Below are 20,020 nucleotides of genomic sequence, written 5' to 3'. Positions count from 1 at the left end.
TATCTCTATGATAAAATAGAATCAAATGGAAATAAGAGAGGAGTAAATATCTATGTTCCATGAATTAAATGAAATACAGACAAACGTATTAATAGCTAGTATAATAGCAGATGGCGAACTTACCAAACTCTATAAAAATAGTCGAAGAAAAAATAATAGTTATCGGGAGCATTATGGTGAAAAACAAAAAGAATATCGAGAGTGGAAAGTAAACGTAATGAATGGTCTTTTTTATATTACACCAAAGAGTTATACTCTACGATCAGCATCTAGTCCATTTTTCACATGCTTATATGAATACTTTTATAATTGTGATGGCCATAAAACACTCCCCCACACATTAATTTCTGAATGCACACTTCCCGAATTCTTAGCTGTTTTATATATGGATGATGGTTCATTGTGTATAACAAAACGCATAAACCATAATAAGAAAAAAATTTATTTAACTCCTCAGATTTACCTGTACTTACAAAATTACCCTTCAGAAGAACTGAATTTACTCAACATCCACATTAAAAACACTTTTCAAATTAACTTGCATCTTGCAAAAAGAAAAGACGGATATGGAACTATACTCCGAACTACATCTGTTCAAGAGACATTTGCTTTTTTAGACATCATAAAAGAAGTCACTTTAGATTGTCCAAGTATGTTTTACAAAACAAATTGGAAGTACCGGTACAGACAAGAAGAAGAAAGATTAAAATCAAAATTTCCTAATTACGAAATTGTCTTAACAAGTTCTAATAGATATAAAAATTATTCATCAGAAGAAACAGAGCGGCTCATTTTATTAAAGAAACAGGGACAGACTGATAAGGAAATTGCTGAAACACTAGGTAGAAGCTATTGGTCAGTGGTCTATAAATTAAGTGAATTAAGGAAAATGGAATTGATATAATCATTGGCTTCCTACTTCTAATGGACAACATATTTTAGCTGCTTTTCTAAAAAATCAATTTCACTTTTCAATTCATTCAATTGACTATTCAACTGATCAATTTCTAATGAATCTAGTTCATGATTAAGAGAGTATTCAGCTATTTTTTTCATTTCATGAAGCTTGATGTCTATCTGTTGAAAAATACGATCTTGTTTTTTACACCACTCAAGCTGCCGTTCAAGAAACTGTTTATGATCATTCTTTTCTTTATCCATTAGCTCCTCCAATTTTACAGCTATTATACTGATATGAAAAGAGGCTCTAGAAAATCTAGAGCCTCTTTCATATCTAAAATTAACGAAGAAGTTGTAAAACCCCTTGTGGTTGTTGGTTGGCTTGCTTTGCCGCTATGCCTTTCGGTCATAGAATAGACTATATCTTCATCCACATTTCTATGGAGCTGGGCACTTCGAACAGTATTTCACTGCCCTACGAGATTCATAGTCATAGCTACCGCCTTAGACCGTGTTCCCTAGTCGTTGAACCTTCTCCAGAGTTTCCTCACAGGAGCTTGGCTGCTGATTATCCATTGTTTCATCCTCATCATTTTCAGACCATCACGCCTACCGTTTTCAGTTACGCTGTGGTTGATGAAGCTTTAGGAAGTTCCAGCAATTCACCCAGTTATCCTCTTACTCGTTACCAAGTAAGACGCCCTTAAATCATTATCTCAAGAGTTGTAAAACTCCTTGAGGCATCTGATTTGATTGAGCCAACATTGCTTGTGCTGCTTGAGAAAGAATAGAGTTCTTAGTTTGGTTCATCATTTCTTTCGCCATCGTGCGAACATTTGCTTTCACAAATGACCAGACTATATCTTCACCCTTTAGTAATCTAGTAGGGGTCGGGCACTTCGGATCCACAATGCTGATGACCATTGTTTCACCTATGGATTTCATCATCATAGCTTTTAGCCTTAGATGGTCTATCCTAGTCGTTGAACCTTCTCCACTCTTTCGAGACAGGAGCTTGGCTGCTGATTGCCCATATCTTTTCTTTTTTCAAACCATCACGCTTGTCGTTTCCAACTACGTTGTGGTAAGAAAAGCTCTAAGGGTTTTCCAGCAATTCACCCGATAATGATCTCTAGCCGTTACCAGCTAGGACGACTGTGCTTGTTACTGCTTAGGCAGCTAAAGCATAATCTACGTCACGGATACGAGATTCCGCAGAAGTTAGGTTTTCAGAAGATGTGCTTAAGTTATTGATTGTATGTTCTAAACGGTTTTGAACTGCACCTAATTTTGCGCGTTCTGTTGATACACTTTGGATTGCATCATCAAATGATTTAATTGCATTATCAGCCCCTGCACGTGTTGAAATATCAACATCAGCTACGTTAAGACCTTTAGTAGTCATATCATTTATTTGTAGATTGATACTTTGACCCTTGTTTGCTCCGATTTGGAAGTCAACTCCACCAGAGGTAGCAGTACCTGTTCCAGAAAGACCTAATTTGCCAGATACATCATCGGTTGCAACTTGAAGATTAACAGTGTCAGCTTTACTTGAATTAATTGTAAGAGCACCATCTTTTACTGATACACTTACAGTACCATAATCTGTACCAGTTTGATTTTTATAAGCAGCTAATGAGTTATTAATGTCTGTTTGTAAATTTGTAGCTAAAGTTGACATATCAGTTCCTGCAGTGTAGGTGCCTGCGCCTGTACTAGCAAGAGTAACATTTAACTGAGTTCCGTTTACATCAAGTTGGAGCTTGCTTGATGCAGTTAAACCACTAATGGTCTCATCAAAGTTACCATTTGATCCTATTTTAGCAGTTCCTGTTAACATTTTACTTTTAGCATCACTTGCAACTAATTGTCCAGTGGCAGAATCATCATCTAATGCTTTAATTTCAATTTTCGATGTAGAGCCAGTTGTACCACTTGTTAGGCTAAGCTTAACCTCAGTATTTGCTCCATTTTTTTGTACGTCTAAATTTATATTCGGTGCAACTATTTTATCTGCATCTGCTGCAGTACTGTTATATGTTGAAATAGCAGTATTAATTGCAGTTTTAAACTCTTCCATTGTTCCTAGTGTATCACTAGCAGAACCTGCAAGATCGAAATCAATAGTATGACCGTCAATGTTTAGCTGATATTTATTAGTAGTACTAGCAGTTTCAGAATTTGTTACATCAATCCAACCAGTATTAAAAGTAGCTGCTGAAGCAGTCCCAATTTTGCTACCTGTTCCACCAATCTTACTTCCAGATAAATCACCATTGATTAATTTTTTTGTATTGAATTCAGTGTTATTACCGATTCTATCAATTTCGCTCTTTAATTGTTTAACTTCATCTTGAAGAGCTTTACGGTCATCATCAGTAGCAGTATCGTTCGTAGCTTGTACAGATAATTCACGCATACGTTGTAAAATGTCGTGAGTTTCATTTAAAGCTCCCTCTGCTGTTGCGATCAAAGAAATACCATCTTGAGCATTACGTGATGCTTGATCCAACCCACGAATTTGTCCACGCATTTTTTCAGAGATCGCTAGACCTGCAGCATCATCTCCAGCTTTGTTAATACGAAGACCTGAAGATAATTTTTCCATTGATTTAGACTGTGCATTAGTAGCAGAGTTTAGCTTGTTGTAAGTGTTTAACGCTGCAATATTGTGGTTGATTTGCATAATTATTTTCCTCCTTGGGTTAAATAAAATTTGATTTAATAAAAAGACGTTAACCTTTTTGAAAATATATATAATATACCCACTGGGTTTATTATCAAAGATTGTGATTTTGATTACTTAGATCAAAATCTAAAACGATAAAACATTTTGCTTTTCTGTGAAACTATTACTTACAAACAATTCTTCGCGATAAATGCTGATTTCTTTAGGTGCATCGATGGCAAACCTTAATAATCCAGTATCCGTTTGAATAATAGTTATCTTCACATTGTCACCAATCAAAGTGGTATCTCCGATGATTTTTGCTCTCTTTTTCAACTTAGTTGCAAGACTTTGTTCCTGTTTCACCCGCGATATACGCATGTGACTTGGAGCATCAATAGCCAAGCGAAGTTTTGATCCTATTTGTAAAACAGTTACTTTAATGACATCACCAATGATTACCGATTGTCCTATTTCTCTGCCTACAATGAGCACCCTATCATCCTCCTAGTTTCTACTGCTTACAATAGTTATTATCGGAGATTGTTCAGTATTGTTTAGTTGATTTCAGAAATATTATTTGACTTATTATCAAGGATTGCCTTGATATTTTTATTATCGGAACCTCTATCAATTTGTTTAGTTGATATTTCAAATTAATTTTGATTCCTTTAATTAGCCCAATAATGCTTCTATATATTATGTATCGGTCGCTTGGACTACAAGTTTAGTAATTTTTTATAAAAATAAAAGAAGCACCCCCTATCTATCAAATTAGATAAAGAGTACTTCGTTTTATTGAGATATTTTTCTTAGCCAAGTTGCTGAGTAAGCCAAGAACTCTGTGAGTTCATCTGCTGCAATGCTTTTTCCATCGCACCAAATTGCTTCCATAGCCTTTCCTCGTAGGAATCGATCCTATCTTGTTCCTTATCAATGTTAGTAGTTAACGATGTTATTTGTTTTGCCATAAAACTATTCGTATCTACTGTAGCACCAGGGGAACCGGCTAAAGAAGTGAGCTGCTTTGTCGTTACATTAATTCGGTCATAAATTCTCCAGCCAAAGCCGCTCTGATTAAACATGTCTTTATCTGTTGCGGTTGTAGCGGAACTATTTGTACTGGTTCCTTTGTCAGTAAACAATTTCTTTACATCTTCAAGATTTGACTGGAGTACCCCTTTTAATTTTTCTTCATCCAAAACTAATTTTCCGTTATCTTGGTAACTAGATGAAAAATCAATCCCGATTTCCTTTAAGGTTTTAAACGCTCCGCTGTTTTCAACTGCAGAAGTAAGACTATTCCGCATTTCTGTTAGGAAAGTACTTATTGTAGAGTCACTGGATAATAGACCACTTTTCGCCTTTTCATCCCACAGTTTAATATCATTATCTTTCATATCCGTTTTTTGATCGTCTAACAACGGCGGGTAATCACGATATTTTTTTTCCGTAATACGACCATTAAAATCCTTAATTACCTCGTTATATTTGTCGACAAATGTTTTAATACTACTAAAAATGGCATCTGTATCACTCTTCGTCGTGATGTTCAATGATCCACTAGACATATTGGCCTTAAGGTCAAACGTAATTCCGTCATAGGTGATAGAGTTGGTATCAGAGCGAAATTCCATTCCATTGATCCACATTTTTGCCTGCGAGGCATCAGTCCCCACTACAACTGATGTTTTTGAATCATTCGCATATTTATCTGAACCGGTACTAGTAACTGATCCTGCTGTTATACCTAATGTAGTTAAAAGGTTTGATGTCCCTTCTCCTAATTTCACATCCTTATTCTCTCCTGCAGAATCATTTGTAAAAGTAAAGGATTTTTCTGAAGCTGAATAAGAAACAGTTAGTGGAGTGTTACTGGTAATATCATTTAATACAGAATCCAAGGTGTCATTGATATTAAATTCATAATTCACATCATTAATCATTAATGATGTCTTGCCATCTGCGTCTCCTGTTACCCCTAATTCGCTAAGTTTCTTTGTTGTATCAAATCCGTCACCGAAAAATTTAACTGAAGAAGCAAGCGCCGGCTTCGCCTGTTGCACATTCGTAATTTCATAAGAAGACTGCGTCGGTGTCTTCGATACTGTAGCGGAAACCACACTCTCATTCGAGGAACTGGCTGTTTGTTTATTAAAAGTTGACTGCAAACGTAAGCTCTCCATCGATTTCAGGAAGTCATCAACACTTTTATTCACATCACGATAAGCATCCTGTTTCCAGGTTGACGTGATTTTACTTTGCTGCAGTTTATTTAAGCGTGCACTTTGGGCCTTCACTAGATTGGCCACAATCTCATCCGTATTCATCCCAGATGCCAAACCAGTAACTCTCAATGATGTATCAATACTAGTCAATATGCTCACTCCTTTTCTATATTTATGTAAAATCCATAAGGGTCATTTTGTTTTAGTTATCGACATATATCTGATTAAGTTAAGTGACTATTATCCTATTTTCAATTTTTATTAGTAAAAAAGAGACGAAAATCCGTCTCTTTTGATTATTTCATAATATTATTGGCAATCCCAATCATCTGATCGGCATACGATAATGCCCGTGCATTCAATTGATACGATCGTTGTGCCGTCATTAAATCCGTCATTTCTTGAGTTAAATCTACATTGGAACCTTCTAAATAACCCGTAGAGAGCTGAACCTCGCCAAGAGGCATCGTCCGGGCGAAATTCGCTGCCGTAGCCCCATTCGGTAACACCGTCTCATCAATCGCAAATTCATTATTCCCCATACTCTTTAACAGATGAGGATTTTGAATATCCACGATCCCCAGCCGCTGTGCCGCTATCGAGGTCGTCCCAGTCGTCTTATCCTTCAGTTGAATTTGACCGTTCGTACCAATTTGCACTTCTGATTGGCCATCCAATTCCAGTGGAGCACCGTTTTGATCAAGTAAATACCCGCCATTGGCATTAACTAAATGATAGCTGCCTAGGTTATCAGGATTCGCACTTAAGTGAAAGTTTCCGTCCCGTGAATACCTGACCTCATCGGCTCCACCTGTAGTTGATGGGTAACCAATTTGAAAAAAGCCATTCCCTTGGATCATCAAATCAAACGGATTGCCCGTTTCGATGGCTTGACCTTGCTGTACGTCCAACTGTGTCATCCCCGGACGAACACCATATCCCACTCGTAGACCATTAGGCGTTAACCGCCCAACTTCCTGACTAGAACGTCCTTGATTGTTCAACTGTGATGTAAGCACATCTGAAAAAGTTTGCTCTTTTCGCTTAAAACCAGTCGTATTCACATTCGCCACATTATTTGCGGTGGTATCAATTTTTTGTTGATATGTTTTTAATGCACCAGAAGAGATAAATAGTGAAGTATTCAATGTCTTGTTCTCCTATTCATGTAGTCCTACCCGTTAATCTTACCAACAGAATTTAACAGCTGCAGTGAGCTGTCATAGGCACTAATTACCTTTTGATTGGCCTCATAGCCCTTAACCGTCATCATCATGTCTGTCATTGTTTGACTTGCGTCAACATTAGACTGTTCCATATATCCCTGCTGCAGAGTGACACCTGGATTCGCGCCGCCACCATCTTGAATAAAGGCCAACGGTGTATCGGAACCGTATGCATTACCACCCAATCGACGAAGCTCTAACGGATTTTGCGCAACCGCAATCCCAATTTGTCCAACAGTTTTCGTCTTAGCAGGGTCACTCGGATAGGCGACAATTTGACCATCTGCCCCTATATAGAGATCCTCTTTACTAATACTATCAGTAATGGTAATCGGTTGATGATCCGCCCCCAAGACTCGGTACCCATCGGTGGTAACCACATTCCCATTCACATCTAAATCCCACTTACCATTACGAGTATAACCTACTGTGCCATCTGGTAACTGAACTGCGAAGAAGGCAGCCGGCTTTACTTGGCGTCCATTCACTGTTTGAAATGGGATGGACTGATCATCAATCGCCACATCGAGGGCATTGCCCGTTTCGACGACTGCCCCTTGGCTGAAGCTCGGTATCCGCTCCTGTGCATACACTCCATTTGTTAATTCACCTATTGGAACAGCCATGCCAGGAATTTGCGTTCCTCCCGTAGCTGCTCCGTTTTCATTAAAGTCCTGTACGCGCTGCATGAATAGCTTCGGAAATGACCGGAGGACGGTATCATCCTTCTTATAACCTGGTGTTTCAGCATTGGCTAGATTATCTGATAGTGCTTCTTGTTTGCGCTCTAAGGCAAACATGCCGGAAGCGGCAGTATACAGACCTCTTATCATAATAGACCCTCTTTCTTTACGCGTGGTGATCTTGAGCAGCAAGCTGCAGGATCAACGTTATTTCCCCACAGCCCTTGTCAAGTTTCTTGGCAATTTGTTCAACGGAAAACCCTTGTCTTTGTAAATCAAAGATCTCCTGGTAGCGCTCATTTAAAAATAAATTTTCTATCTTGGGTGGTGTTGCTGCCACTCGCATTGATGATTCAAGTGCCTGTCGCTCTACCTTCCATTGTTCGAATTCATGCATAAGAATACTATGTGACTGTTCAATCGTTGATTTTAATTGTGTCATTTCCTGCATCATATTTTGATATTGTTTGTTTAATTTTTGATGTGCCGTTAACTGGTCCTTATCGCCTTGAGAGGATGATCCCTTTACGACCAAGAAGAGAACAGCAATTAAATTAACTGCTAATAAAACCAAAATGATATATTCTACCAATTGCTCTACTCCTTTATAGGTGCATAATGAAGCGTGAAAATCGCTTCTTTTTTATCATTTACGTATAAATATTAATCAATAGGCCTTTAATTTCACCAATTCTTTCTAATAACGTCAGCCCATTACTTTGTTTATTAAGGACGTGGTCCGTTAATTCCATTAATTTACGGTCCAGTACTTGCACGGTTTTCAATGTTTTATTTCCACCATATGGATCCCAGCTGTCTGTCTGATACAGGCTAACCCCATTTTTTGTGACTTCTCCCATGAATTGCTTGACCATGTCCTTATATTTCCTTAATTCATGGAAGGTGGGATTTTCAGATAATTTTAATCCTTGTTGATCAATATCCTGCAGCATTTGCTGGAGGCGATCCTCGGTTAAACCCTGTGAATACGTGCTCATGATTTTTTGAAAAGAGGTTGAGCTGGTGGAAGATCGTTCCGATGTTGAAAGACGGTTATCACCAAGATTAATCCTTACTGGGTCTTGAATTTTCAAAAGAATTCACTTCCTCTATATAAAACATAACGAATCTGTTAAAAATAATCGAAATCTATCAAAATTATACCTTACTTTTTCATAAATTTCATTATAAATATCGATCCACACCTCCACATCCCCCATCCTATTCATGGAAATACACCAAAAAAATGCTTCCACAAAAATTTGTGGAAGCATTTCGACCCTTATTGAATCTTTTTGACCTGTTTATTAACCTCAAGCATGGCATAAGTTACCGCTTCTACCTCACTAGTCTGTGTTTCTATGCTCTTATTAACTTCTTCTGTTTGATTTCGAACATTGTCAACCTGGGTAGCGATTTCCTGACCATATTTGGCTTGATCATTGGTTGCAATCATCATTTGGTTGACCATTTCTTTGATATTATTAATATTCCGAACGATTTCCTCAGCGGTCAATGACTGTTCCTTCGTTGCACTTGTGACCGAATTGGATTGTGTTGCCACATTTTCAACCGCCGCGATAATGGCATTACTTCCTTTTGCTTGTTCAGCCGTTGCCACGGAAATTTGCTGGACCTGTTCCTTTGTGTTGTTAATCGCATGAACAATTTCTTCAGCAGTAATCGTTTGTTCTTTTGTGGAATAAGTCATTTCCGTTGCTTGCTTCGTCACATTCTCGACAGCTTTTACAATGAACTGACTATTTTGGGTTTGTTCTTCCGTTGCACTTGCGACTTGATTGATTTCCTCAGTCACCTGGGCGATCCCTTCGGAAATTTTTCTGATTGCATGCTCGGTTTGCTCGGCCAACTGATTGCCGATTTTCACCTTCTCGGCCCCATCATTAATCGATGTAACAGCAGCGACGGTTTCAGTTTGAATCCCTTTAATCAAAACAGCAATTTCTTTCGTTGCTTTGGCAGAGCGTTCCGCCAATTTACGGACTTCTTCCGCCACAACAGCAAAGCCTTTTCCATGTTCACCGGCACGTGCCGCCTCAATCGCAGCATTCAGTGCTAATAAATTCGTTTGATCAGCAATCTCATCAATAACTTCAATGATACTGCCGATTTCCTCTGAGCTTTTTCCAAGGTTTGCCATTACGCTACTTGCCTGATTAATCACCTGTGAAATTTCGTCCATTCCATTTAACGTTTCATGTAAGGAGTCAGTTCCTTGAACGGCATCATGCATGACCGAATCCGTTAGTTGTTTAACGGTTTGCGCACTGTCTGCGACCTGTTTAATCGATCCGACCATTTCTTCGACAGTTTGCACGGTTTGTTCCGCTGTTTGGGTCAAGTCGACAGCATTTTTGCTAACACCGTTGATGGAAGCACTTATTTCTTCAATTGCCTTCGTAATTTGTTCCACATTCGCTCCAGCATGCCCAACATTTCCAGCGACCTGTTCAATCGATGCCATCATTTCTTGAATAGCCGATGAACTTTCCTCAGAAGATACAGCCAAGTGCCCAGCACTATCTGCGACCAAGTTAATTGACGCACTCATTTGCTCGATCGCAGCGGAGATTTCATCGACACCTGAAGCCGTAATATTCGTGTTGCCTGCGACTTGTTGGATACTAGCCACAAGTTCACTCACTGAATCCTTGGCCTTGGACATCGATGCATCCAATTCTTGGGCACTATCTGCAGTCGTTTCAATTGATTTTTTGATGCCCATCACGGAATTAGTTGTTGTTTGGACATTTTTAACAACTCCGGATACAGACCGCGAAATCAATCTACCTATTGCAAAGGCAATCACCACACTTAATAATGTAGAAATCACCGCAATCGCGATAATCAATAATTCACTTTTATCGGCATTATCGTCGGCCTCTAAGGATAATTGTGCTAATGCCTTATCCCGATCAGACTGAATTAAGTCTAATTGTTGGGAAGCCTTATCACCAAAGGGGCCCATTTCATTAAATATCGCCGTAAACCCCTTCATATCCTGATCTTCTGATCGTTCGATTGCCGTTGGGAGTAATTTTTGATACTCATAGAAATTACGTTCAAATTCATTCAGTCTTTCTTGATTTTCTTTCACGACCAACATAGGACGTAGTATCTTTACATTTTTCTCGACTTCTTTTGTATTTTCCTCTAGTAATTTACTGGCAGCATCCATTGTTTCCTTGTCCATTGCTGTTCCATGCTTGGCCATATATAATCTGACTCGGGTCATGCCAAGATTCAGTTTATTAATCGTTTTCACCTTGGTATATTCAGTTTGTGTAATTTCCTTTACGGAATCAGCTAAGCTATTAATATTTAAATAAGAGATGACACTTACTGCTAAAAGTAATATTAGCATCCCTAAAAAGCTACTCCATAATTTTGCCTTCATTGAAAACTGTTTCAACTTTCTAATTCTCCTTGTATTCTAAGATGTAGATTCTGGTCATCAATTCTTTGTTTCAAAACCAACCAATAATGAATAAGAGACCTGTTACTTTAACTTGTCCACTTGGTGATTGACGCCTTTTGTTGCACTCACCAATTCTTCTACTTCTTTTGATTGAATTTCGATACTTGAATTCAACTCATCTGTTTGTCTGCGTACATTTTCAACTTCTTTGGAAATTTCTTGGCCAAATCCGGCTTGATCATTAGTGGCAATCATAATTTGATTAACCATTTCTTTAATATTATTGATATTGCGAACAATTTCCTCTGCTGTTAGTGACTGTTCTTTTGTCGCATTGGTCATTGCATTCGATTGTCTCGTTACATTTTCAACCGCATCGACAATCGCCATACTTCCTTGAGCCTGTTCCGACGTGGCAATCGAGATTTGGTCCACTTGGTCCTTTGTTTTGTAGATTGCAGTGACAATTTCTTCAGCCGTAATCGTTTGTTCCTTTGTAGAATAGGTCATTTCCTTTGCTTGTTTCGTCACATTCTCAACGGCACTGATAATAAATGAACTATTTTTTGTTTGTTCTTCAGTCGCTTTTGCCACTTGATTAATTTCCGCGGTAACCTTGGCAATCCCTTCGGAAATTTTCTGAATAGCATAGTTTGTTTTTTCAGCTAATTGATTGCCGATTTTCACCTTGTCAGAGCCATCGTTAATCGACGTAACGGCCGTATTGGTTTCGGTTTGGATTCCTTTGATAAGGACCGCGATTTCCTTTGTTGCTTTAGCAGAACGTTCCGCCAATTTCCGAACCTCATCTGCGACAACGGCAAATCCCTTGCCATGCTCACCGGCGCGTGCTGCTTCAATTGCCGCATTCAATGCAAGAAGGTTCGTTTGCTCGGCAATATCGTCAATGACTTCAATGATACTGCCGATTTCCTCTGAACTTTTTCCTAACCCTTCGATTACACCACTTGCATGATCAATCACTTTCGATATTTCATTCATTCCATCCAAGGTTTCACTTAACGACTGCGTTCCTTCAAGGGCATCGTCCATAACTGTATCGGTTAACTGTTTCACCGTTTGCGCACTATCCGCTACCTGTTTGATCGACACAACCATTTCTTCGACTGTTTGTGCTGTTTGTTCTGCTGTATTCGTCAGGCCAACGGCATTCTCACTTACCCCTTTAATGGATGCACTTACTTCTTCAATGGCTTTCGTGATTTGTTCCACATTTGTTCCGGCACTAAAAACATTCATGGCTACTTGCTCAATCGAAGTTAACATTTCTTGCATCGCTGATGAGCTTTCCTCAGAAGATGCGGCTAATTGATCTGCCCCGCCTGCGACTAAGTTAATCGAAGCACTCATTTCTTCAATCGCAGCAGAAATCTCATCAACACTTGAGGCGGTTATATTGGTATTCCCGGCCACTTGTTGAATGCTTGCCACTAGTTCATTCACCGAATCATTCGCTTTATTCATCGAATCATCCAATACTTTCGCGTTTATGGCTGCCTTTTCAATTGATTCTTTCATCTCACCAACAGATTTATTCGAAACATCCACGTTGTTCACGACGCCTCGGACTGAGCGACGAATCGATCTCGTCATTGTGATAGAAATAATGATGCTAAAAATCGCACCTGCTATCGATACAAGTAATAGAATTAATCTTGAAGTAGAAGCCTCATCCTCTGAAGCAGCGATGATATCTTTATTATCCTTTTCGACACTTTTTTGGAGTTCATCGAGTGAAACGGTTGTTTTTTCCCCTAATGTGTCCATAATCTTCATTTGCAGCTGAACCATGTCATAATCATTTTTATTTGAATCTTCAAACATAAATGGGATAATGGCGGCATATTCTTCGAAGTTTTTACGGAATGATTCTAATTGGTCCCTATTTTTTTTCGTCAGGTCTAATTTCTCAAACCCTTTGATATTATTTCTAATTTCAGTAATATCTTTATCTACATTTGCTTTCATCACATTTTTATTAACCTGTTCGCGCTCATAGGCATGTTTCGTTGCATATAGTCGGACACGCGTAAACTCTTCTTTTAATTTTCCGGCTAACTCAATTTTGGGAACTTGGGTATTACCGATTTGGTGGACATAATCGGATAAAAGAGCTAACCCTTTTCCAGATAGTAAGAAGGTAGAAATCAACAGGATGATAATGACTAAATAACTACCATAAAGTTTAAGCGCCATTGGTAGTTTCCTAGCTGATTTCTTCGGAATCTTTCCTGTTCCCTTTTTTGGCATTTTGCTTGCTGTTTTTCTTTTAGGTTTAAACATATTAATTCTCCTTCATTAACAACCTTGTATTCTTTCGGGATTATAATGAATCTTTTATTTCTTTTAATTCATCTAAATTGGTTGTATCCTCAAGCAATTTTTCTATATCCAACAAAATGATAAGGCGCTCATCCAATTTCGAGATTCCCTTCAGATAGGAAACATCCTTCGCTTCCAATAGATTTGGATGCTGAATCGTATCCTCAGGAATATTTAATACATCGGTTGCCGCATCGACAACAAGTCCAATTTCTTTGTCATATACCTGAACAATAATCATTCTGGAGGCGTCTGCTACCTGAACAGACTCCCCTGTCAAGGCTTCTCGTAGGTCGACAATCGGAGTGACAACGTCCCTGATGGTCGTTACCCCCAATACATGTGCTGGTCTATTCGGATAGGGCGTGATTTCCTGCATCCGTTCAATTGAGACAACTTGATTAATGTGTACGCCATATTCTTCGTTGTCTACTTTAAAAATGAGTGTTTTATTATCTTGTTCCATCTGTTTTCCCCTCATCTTCGCTTATTTTTTTCTATTTTCCATCGACTTGTTGTAGATCGCCGACTGAGGCTTCCATTAACTCTGCCAATTTTAATAAAATGATTAAGCGCCCCTGAATATTAGCAATTCCACCAATATATTCTGAATCAAATCCACAGCTGGCAGGAGCTTCGAAATCTTCTGCTTTCACATCCATTACATCTTTTGTTTGATCGACGATTAATCCTAATTCAATTTCATCTAATTTGGTCATGATAATCCGGGTATTGTCGGTATAGTCTACTTGTTCTATCTTTAACAGGCTCCGTAAGTCAATAATCGGAGTGACATGTCCGCGAAGATTAATCACTCCTTTTACAAAAGTCGGTGCATTGGGGACTCTCGTAATATGTTGAATCCGCTCTATCGATTGTACGTGCTCAATGTCTAATGCATACTCTTCTTCGCCTAGTGTAAAGGCGACGATTTTGACCATGTCCATCAAAATGATTCACCCTTTCTATTTAAAAAACTGATTCGTATCGATGATGAGGGCCACTTCTCCATTGCCAAGAATGGTTGCCCCGGAAATGGCGAAGATATTGGTTAAATAGCCACCAAGTGATTTTAAGACCACTTCTTGCTGCCCGATCACGGAGTCAACTACTAAGCCCATCGTTTTATTGCCCCTGTGAACGAGGACAATAAACAATTGCTCACTGGATTCCGTTTGGTCGCTAGCCGGCACATGGAACACATCGTTTAAATACACCAATGGAACGACTTGTCCACGGAATTGGAACACTTTTTGACCGTGAAGGGTAGCAACCTGATCCTTCAAAATGGTCGTTATTTCGTTAATTGAACTAAATGGAATCGCAAACGTTTCTTCTTCTACCTTTACTAACATCGAATAGATAATCGACAGGGTTAACGGAAGCTGGATTCTGAAAACGGACCCATGACCTGGTGTGGAATCAATCGTAATTAATCCACCTAACGATTCTATTTTAGTTTTTACTACGTCTAGACCTACGCCGCGACCAGAGATATCAGAAATCTTATCTGCCGTACTAAATCCAGAGGAGAATATTAGCGCAAATACTTGTTGATCCGTAAGTGTATTTGCCTCGTCTTGTGTGACGACGCCACGCTCAATCGCTTTTTCCAACACTTTATCTCGGTTTATTCCTTTTCCATCATCCACCACTTCAATAAAGACATGATTTCCGCTATGGTAAGCTTTTAAAATGATGGTTCCTTCTTCAGGTTTACCACTGGCGATTCGTTCTTCTGTGGACTCAAGCCCATGGTCTAAACCATTTCGAAGTAAATGGACCAAAGGATCGCCAATCTCATCAATAACCGTACGATCAAGCTCCGTCTCTGCTCCTTCGACCACCAATTGAACTTTTTTATTTAATTCCTTGGCTAAATCGCGGACCATTCTTGGGAAACGATTGAATACTTGCTCGACTGGAACCATCCGCATATTTAAGATGAGTCCCTGAAGATCAGTGGAAATACGGGTCATATGTTCAACGGTTTCATTTAATTCACCTAGTTGACTTTTCTTAGCAATCTGTTCAAGTCTGCCACGGTCAATAATCAATTCACTAAATAAGTTCATTAATTGATCTAGTTTTTCAATATCCACCCGGATTGATTTAGAGCGATGTTTTTTCTTGGGTCCCTCTGTATCCTCTTTTTCTACAGTACGCTTTGGTTGTACCTCTGTTACTTGCTCTTCCGTACCTGTTGCTTTTGCCGTATCCTCTGATGGTTTCGTTAAACTCTCTTCTACTATAACTTCTTTAACTTCTGAAATATTGCGGATCTGTGTTTGTATATCGGTGGCGTCTTTTTGAGTCAACAATAAAATAGTGAAAGAATCTGTAAACTGTTCTTCTTCAATTTGGTCAACTGGCGGATTTGACTGGATAATTTCGCCAAGTTCCTCAGCAGCTTGAAAGACCATATAGGCACGAACAGCTTTCATCACACAGTTTTCATCAAGTGAAACCGTTACTTCATATACATTGTGACCAAATTTTCGTGCTTCATTGATAAGGGTTAATTGGTACTCATCAATATCAATGATATGGGTGCGTTCTGCGGTAACGGCTGTTTCAAGTGATGCTGCCGACATTTCTTGAACGGGTGAAATGGATGGATTCTGAATTTGTTCTAATTTTAAGACAATTCCACTAACATCTTCTTTTCCATCCCCACCTTGTTCAATGTTATCGACCATTTTTTCAATCAAGTCAACGCATTGAAAAATGACATCCATGATTTCGGAGGTAATCGTTAATTTATCATTGCGAAGAAGATCTAACACATTTTCCATTTCATGTGTTAAAGAAGCGAGATCTTCAAATCCCATTGTTCCTGACATCCCTTTAAGCGTGTGGGCTGAACGAAAGATCTCGTTTACGATGGCAGTATTACCTGGTTCTGCCTCTAGGTTTAACAGTTCATCATTAATTGCCTGAACATGTTCTTTTGATTCTTCTATGAATATTTCTAAATAATTATTAAAATCCATTTCAAACTCTCCTCACTAAGTAGCATCCAAAAGGGACATATATTCCATATTAGCATAGTTTTCGACTTTTTAAGTCGTTTTGTTTGATAGATTTGTAGATTTTTTGATAAATTATGATGTTAAATAAAACGCTCCCACATTTCGTGCGGAAGCGTTACATTTAAAAGTCGATTATTTTAATTTTTCAATTTGTATTTTTACATCATCTACAGAGCGAACGACCTCTTCTACCTCTTTAAGTTGCGTTTCCATGCTGGTGTTTAATTCCTCTGATTGTTTACGAACATTTTCTACTTCAAGGGCAATTTCTTGACCGTATTTAGCTTGGTCGCTCGTTGCAACCGTCATTTGGGTAACCATTTCTTTAATACTATTAATATTACGAACGATCTCATCAGCCGTAAGGGCCTGCTCATTTGTTGCATTTGTCACAGAACCTGTTTGATTAGATACATTCTCAACTGCAGCCACAATAGCTGTACTACCCTGCGCTTGTTCAGCTGCCGCCAGCGAAATTTGTTGAATTTGCTCCTTTGTCATCGTAATCCCTCTGACGATTTCTTCGGCAGTTATCGATTGTTCTTTTGTTGAATGAGTCATTTCAGTAGATTGCTGCTTGACACTTTCGACCACATTTGTAATTAACCCACTATTTCTAGTTTGTTCCTCTGTTGCTTTGGCAATTTGACTCATCTCATCCGTCACTTGGGCAATCCCCTCAGAGATTTTTTGGATGGCTTGATTGGTTTTTTCTGCTAGTTGATTTCCAATAATAACTTTATTGGCACCCTCATTGATGGATTTTACAGCTGCACCCGTTTCAATTTGAATTCCTTTAATCAATCCGGCAATTTCCTTTGTTGCTTTAGCAGAACGTTCTGCAAGTTTTCGGACCTCATCGGCGACTACCGCAAAGCCTCTTCCATGTTCACCTGCACGTGCTGCTTCAATGGCCGCATTAAGGGCTAATAAATTCGTTTGATCGGCAATATCATCGATGACTTCAATAATTGTTCCAATTTCTTCTGAACTTTTGCCGAGATTCTCAATCACATGGCTTGCTTGATCAATTACTAGAGATATTTCCTTCATTCCATTTAATGTTTCCTGTAACGAGACTGTACCTTCATGCGCATCCTCTTTTACTGTATTGCTCAGGTGGTTGACGATTTGCGCACTTTCAGCGACTTGCTTGATTGAATTCACCATCTCTTCTACCGTTAGTGATGCTTGTTCAGCCGTTTCATTCAAACTATCAGCATTATGATTGACAGTATTGATAGATTTGCTCATTTCTTCAATCGCTGCTGCGAATTCATCGACCCCCAAACTTACACTACCCACATTTGCGGCTACTTGTTCGATCGAAGCCATCATTTCTTGAATAGCAGAGGAAGACTCTTCGGCAGCTGAAGCTAAATGCGAAGCACTACCGGCCACCAAATTAATTGATGCACTCATTTGTTCAACTGCAGCAGAGATTTCATCTACTCCTGAAGCTGTTACTGTTGTACTCCCCGCCACCTGTTGGATGGAAGCCACTAACTCACTGATGGAATGGTTGGCTTTATTCATCGAATGATCTAAATCTTGAGCACTGATGGTTGTTTGATCAATTGACTTTTTAATTTCAGACACAGAGTTTGTCGTGACCAATACATTCTTGACAACTCCATGGACCGAGCGGCGAATAAGCTTTGTGATCAGGAATGAGATCAGAATGCTAAACAGAACCGCAATGATTGAGACAATCATGATCTGGATACTAGAACGAGTAGAGTCCTGCTTTGCTTCCTTTACGATCAAATTATTTTCTTCCAGAATGCTCTTGGAGAGCTTATCAAGCGATACCATAGATTTTCCACCCAAGGCAGACAATAACCCCATTTGACCATGAACATCGTCATAATTGTTATTTTTCGATTTTTCATAGAACGTCGGCATGATGTTCACGTATTTTTCAAAGCTATCACTGAACTCTGCTAATAGTTTTTTATTTTCTGTATCTAAGTTTAGTTTTTCCATTTCTTTAATGTTATTTCTTACCTTTGTGGCGTCTACTTTAATAAAACTTTCTACATTTGCCTTTGTTTCCTGCCCTTGTTCATACGCATGCTGGGAGGCATACATCCGTACATTGGTTACCTCTTCTTTTAAGTCGCCAATTAATTTAACCTTGGCAATTTGGGTATTGCCAATATTTTCAACATCACTGCTCAGAACGTGGATTTTTTGATAGGCCACCAATGAAATGGATCCTAGGAATAACAAAATAAGGATAAAACTCCCCCACAGCTTTACCCCCATGGACAACTTACTCGTTCCTTTGCTAAAAAAATCACCCAAATTTTTTGTCCATTTCATTGGTAGTTTTTTTGGCATTTTTACTGAAAACTTTTCTGGTATTTTCTTTGCCATTTTTTTTATCATATTTTAATCTCCTTTACGAATTTTCTATGTACGTTATCCCATGGTTATGAAAATACTATCACCTCACCAGATTGGAATTGTATTTACTTATAAGAAATAACATTTCAAATATATATAATATTAGCATAGTTTTTGAGTTTTTATCCAAATTTTTTGATTATTCTTTTGAGATTTATTGATTTTATTTGATTTATAGTCCAAATAATAAAAAAGGCGAGACGTGTTCAAAGCCAATCTAGATGGTTTCAAACACGTCTCGCCTCATTATTATAAGTATTTCTTGATATAACCGCCGTTCATACCTGTCCGGTCCTGAGGATGGGCTGCCTCGTCTGAATGCCCCATTTGCTTCGCAAGCTGGGTAATCGCCTCCAAACATTTGGGGCATTTTTTCCCTGATTTAATCATCGTGCCGCATGTTTCACATGGATACTCTAGATTTTCGAAGTGTCCGACGAGGATTCTGTCCGCCAAAATGAATTGGCGGATTTGTGCAACGGTAACCCCTGTCGCCTCACTCACTTCATAGATGTTACTACCGGGATATTCACGCAAATAATCTGCGACGCGAAGATAATCTTCTTCTTGTTTTTGGTAGCAATTGTCACAAATATCTCTAACCCACAGGTAAACCTTCTGGCATTTTGGACAGTTCCGCAATTTTGGTAAAGTCATGTAAGCAACTCCATTTCACCCTATACTTAATCGAAACTATTACGGAATTGCTGACTATTAGCTTCCTAAAACCTTGTTAATCGAATCCATTACACGATCCGCTTGGAATGGCTTGACCACAAAATCCTTCGCCCCTGCTTGAATAGCTTCTAGTACCATTGGTTGTTGCCCCATGGCTGAACACATGATAATTTTCGCCTGCGGATGAAATCCTTTAATTTGCTTAACAGCTGTAATGCCATCCATTTCCGGCATGGTGATGTCCATTGTAACCACATCTGGCGTTAATTCACGGTATTTTTCAACGGCATCTGCACCATTCACAGCTTCACCGACCACTTCCATTCCATTTTTTACCAATATATCCTTTAACATCATGCGCATAAATGCTGCATCATCCACAATTAATACCCTTGCCATAGTGTTTAACCT

Annotated in this window: 17 protein-coding genes and 1 pseudogene; 1 reads left to right on the top strand and 17 read right to left on the bottom strand. The window is 38.8% G+C overall.

All coding sequences use genetic code 11. The features are described from left to right. Nucleotides 1-52: 52 nt before the first annotated feature. Nucleotides 53-904 (top strand): DNA endonuclease, encoded by an 852-nt coding sequence (locus tag TY15_RS06350; RefSeq protein ID WP_040209392.1) that lies wholly within the window; start codon nucleotides 53-55, stop codon nucleotides 902-904. Nucleotides 905-921: 17 nt separating this feature from the next. On the opposite strand, the gene TY15_RS06345 is transcribed toward TY15_RS06350, so the two are convergent. The 17 genes and pseudogenes from TY15_RS06345 to TY15_RS06265 form a co-directional block, all read right to left on the bottom strand. After that, nucleotides 922-1,161 carry a hypothetical protein gene (locus tag TY15_RS06345; RefSeq protein ID WP_040209393.1) on the bottom strand — a complete coding sequence of 80 codons (240 nt, stop codon included), beginning with the start codon at nucleotides 1,159-1,161 and terminating at the stop codon, nucleotides 922-924. 450 nt (nucleotides 1,162-1,611) lie between these two features. After that, nucleotides 1,612-1,725 (bottom strand): annotated as a pseudogene (locus tag TY15_RS24880) (flagellin); the annotation flags it as partial. A gap of 346 nt (nucleotides 1,726-2,071) precedes the next feature. Then, nucleotides 2,072-3,589 (bottom strand): flagellin N-terminal helical domain-containing protein, encoded by a 1,518-nt coding sequence (locus TY15_RS25095; protein ID WP_040209395.1) that lies wholly within the window; start codon nucleotides 3,587-3,589, stop codon nucleotides 2,072-2,074. A 129-nt stretch (nucleotides 3,590-3,718) separates the two neighbouring features. Beyond that, nucleotides 3,719-4,066, bottom strand: a complete 348-nt coding sequence (locus TY15_RS06330) for a carbon storage regulator (protein WP_040209396.1) — start codon at nucleotides 4,064-4,066, stop codon at nucleotides 3,719-3,721. Nucleotides 4,067-4,383: 317 nt separating this feature from the next. After that, nucleotides 4,384-5,949, bottom strand: a complete 1,566-nt coding sequence (gene fliD / locus TY15_RS06325) for a flagellar filament capping protein FliD (protein ID WP_040209397.1) — start codon at nucleotides 5,947-5,949, stop codon at nucleotides 4,384-4,386. A gap of 146 nt (nucleotides 5,950-6,095) precedes the next feature. After that, complete coding sequence (locus tag TY15_RS06320) at nucleotides 6,096-6,947, bottom strand: flagellar hook-basal body protein (protein WP_040209399.1); 852 nt, start codon at nucleotides 6,945-6,947, stop codon at nucleotides 6,096-6,098. Between the two features lie 26 nt (nucleotides 6,948-6,973). After that, entirely contained in the window at nucleotides 6,974-7,858 is an 885-nt protein-coding gene (locus tag TY15_RS06315; protein ID WP_040209400.1) for a flagellar hook-basal body protein, read from the bottom strand. Nucleotides 7,859-7,874: 16 nt separating this feature from the next. Further along, entirely contained in the window at nucleotides 7,875-8,300 is a 426-nt protein-coding gene (locus tag TY15_RS06310) for a DUF6115 domain-containing protein (protein ID WP_040209401.1), read from the bottom strand. 58 nt (nucleotides 8,301-8,358) lie between these two features. Then, complete coding sequence (locus tag TY15_RS06305; protein ID WP_040209403.1) at nucleotides 8,359-8,802, bottom strand: YaaR family protein; 444 nt, start codon at nucleotides 8,800-8,802, stop codon at nucleotides 8,359-8,361. Nucleotides 8,803-8,990: 188 nt separating this feature from the next. Beyond that, complete coding sequence (locus TY15_RS06300; protein WP_052353714.1) at nucleotides 8,991-11,141, bottom strand: HAMP domain-containing methyl-accepting chemotaxis protein; 2,151 nt, start codon at nucleotides 11,139-11,141, stop codon at nucleotides 8,991-8,993. A gap of 87 nt (nucleotides 11,142-11,228) precedes the next feature. Continuing rightward, entirely contained in the window at nucleotides 11,229-13,451 is a 2,223-nt protein-coding gene (locus TY15_RS06295; protein WP_052353713.1) for a methyl-accepting chemotaxis protein, read from the bottom strand. Nucleotides 13,452-13,491: 40 nt separating this feature from the next. Then, the gene (locus TY15_RS06290) at nucleotides 13,492-13,956 is read right to left on the bottom strand and encodes a chemotaxis protein CheW (RefSeq protein WP_052353712.1); all 465 of its coding nucleotides are present in this window, start codon (nucleotides 13,954-13,956) and stop codon (nucleotides 13,492-13,494) included. 31 nt (nucleotides 13,957-13,987) lie between these two features. Continuing rightward, complete coding sequence (locus TY15_RS06285; RefSeq protein WP_040209407.1) at nucleotides 13,988-14,437, bottom strand: chemotaxis protein CheW; 450 nt, start codon at nucleotides 14,435-14,437, stop codon at nucleotides 13,988-13,990. 18 nt (nucleotides 14,438-14,455) lie between these two features. Further along, nucleotides 14,456-16,483 carry a chemotaxis protein CheA gene (locus TY15_RS06280; protein ID WP_040209409.1) on the bottom strand — a complete coding sequence of 676 codons (2,028 nt, stop codon included), beginning with the start codon at nucleotides 16,481-16,483 and terminating at the stop codon, nucleotides 14,456-14,458. Between the two features lie 171 nt (nucleotides 16,484-16,654). Further along, entirely contained in the window at nucleotides 16,655-18,913 is a 2,259-nt protein-coding gene (locus tag TY15_RS06275; RefSeq protein WP_052353711.1) for a methyl-accepting chemotaxis protein, read from the bottom strand. A gap of 267 nt (nucleotides 18,914-19,180) precedes the next feature. Beyond that, on the bottom strand, nucleotides 19,181-19,588 hold the full coding sequence (locus TY15_RS06270) for a hypothetical protein (protein ID WP_042374197.1): 408 nt from the start codon (nucleotides 19,586-19,588) through the stop codon (nucleotides 19,181-19,183). A gap of 57 nt (nucleotides 19,589-19,645) precedes the next feature. Further along, entirely contained in the window at nucleotides 19,646-20,008 is a 363-nt protein-coding gene (locus tag TY15_RS06265; RefSeq protein WP_040209411.1) for a response regulator, read from the bottom strand. Nucleotides 20,009-20,020: the final 12 nt, after the last annotated feature.

Origin of the sequence: Neobacillus jeddahensis, from assembly GCF_000612625.1 — a bacterium.
Classification (GTDB): domain Bacteria; phylum Bacillota; class Bacilli; order Bacillales; family Cytobacillaceae; genus Neobacillus; species Neobacillus jeddahensis.
Note: the sequence above shows the minus strand (reverse complement) of the source record. Positions and strands in the feature narration are given on the sequence as shown.

Excerpts from the sequence above, each read along its gene's own strand:
- TY15_RS06350 (WP_040209392.1), top strand. The coding sequence starts at position 53 with ATGTTCCATGAATTAAATGAAATACAGACAAACGTATTAATAGCTAGT.
- TY15_RS06345 (WP_040209393.1), bottom strand. The coding sequence starts at position 1,161 with ATGGATAAAGAAAAGAATGATCATAAACAGTTTCTTGAACGGCAGCTT.
- TY15_RS25095 (WP_040209395.1), bottom strand. The coding sequence starts at position 3,589 with ATGCAAATCAACCACAATATTGCAGCGTTAAACACTTACAACAAGCTA.
- TY15_RS06315 (WP_040209400.1), bottom strand. The coding sequence starts at position 7,858 with ATGATAAGAGGTCTGTATACTGCCGCTTCCGGCATGTTTGCCTTAGAG.
- TY15_RS06295 (WP_052353713.1), bottom strand. The coding sequence starts at position 13,451 with ATGTTTAAACCTAAAAGAAAAACAGCAAGCAAAATGCCAAAAAAGGGA.
- TY15_RS06290 (WP_052353712.1), bottom strand. The coding sequence starts at position 13,956 with ATGGAACAAGATAATAAAACACTCATTTTTAAAGTAGACAACGAAGAA.
- TY15_RS06285 (WP_040209407.1), bottom strand. The coding sequence starts at position 14,437 with ATGGACATGGTCAAAATCGTCGCCTTTACACTAGGCGAAGAAGAGTAT.
- TY15_RS06280 (WP_040209409.1), bottom strand. The coding sequence starts at position 16,483 with ATGGATTTTAATAATTATTTAGAAATATTCATAGAAGAATCAAAAGAA.
- TY15_RS06275 (WP_052353711.1), bottom strand. The coding sequence starts at position 18,913 with ATGATAAAAAAAATGGCAAAGAAAATACCAGAAAAGTTTTCAGTAAAA.
- TY15_RS06270 (WP_042374197.1), bottom strand. The coding sequence starts at position 19,588 with ATGACTTTACCAAAATTGCGGAACTGTCCAAAATGCCAGAAGGTTTAC.
- TY15_RS06265 (WP_040209411.1), bottom strand. The coding sequence starts at position 20,008 with ATGGCAAGGGTATTAATTGTGGATGATGCAGCATTTATGCGCATGATG.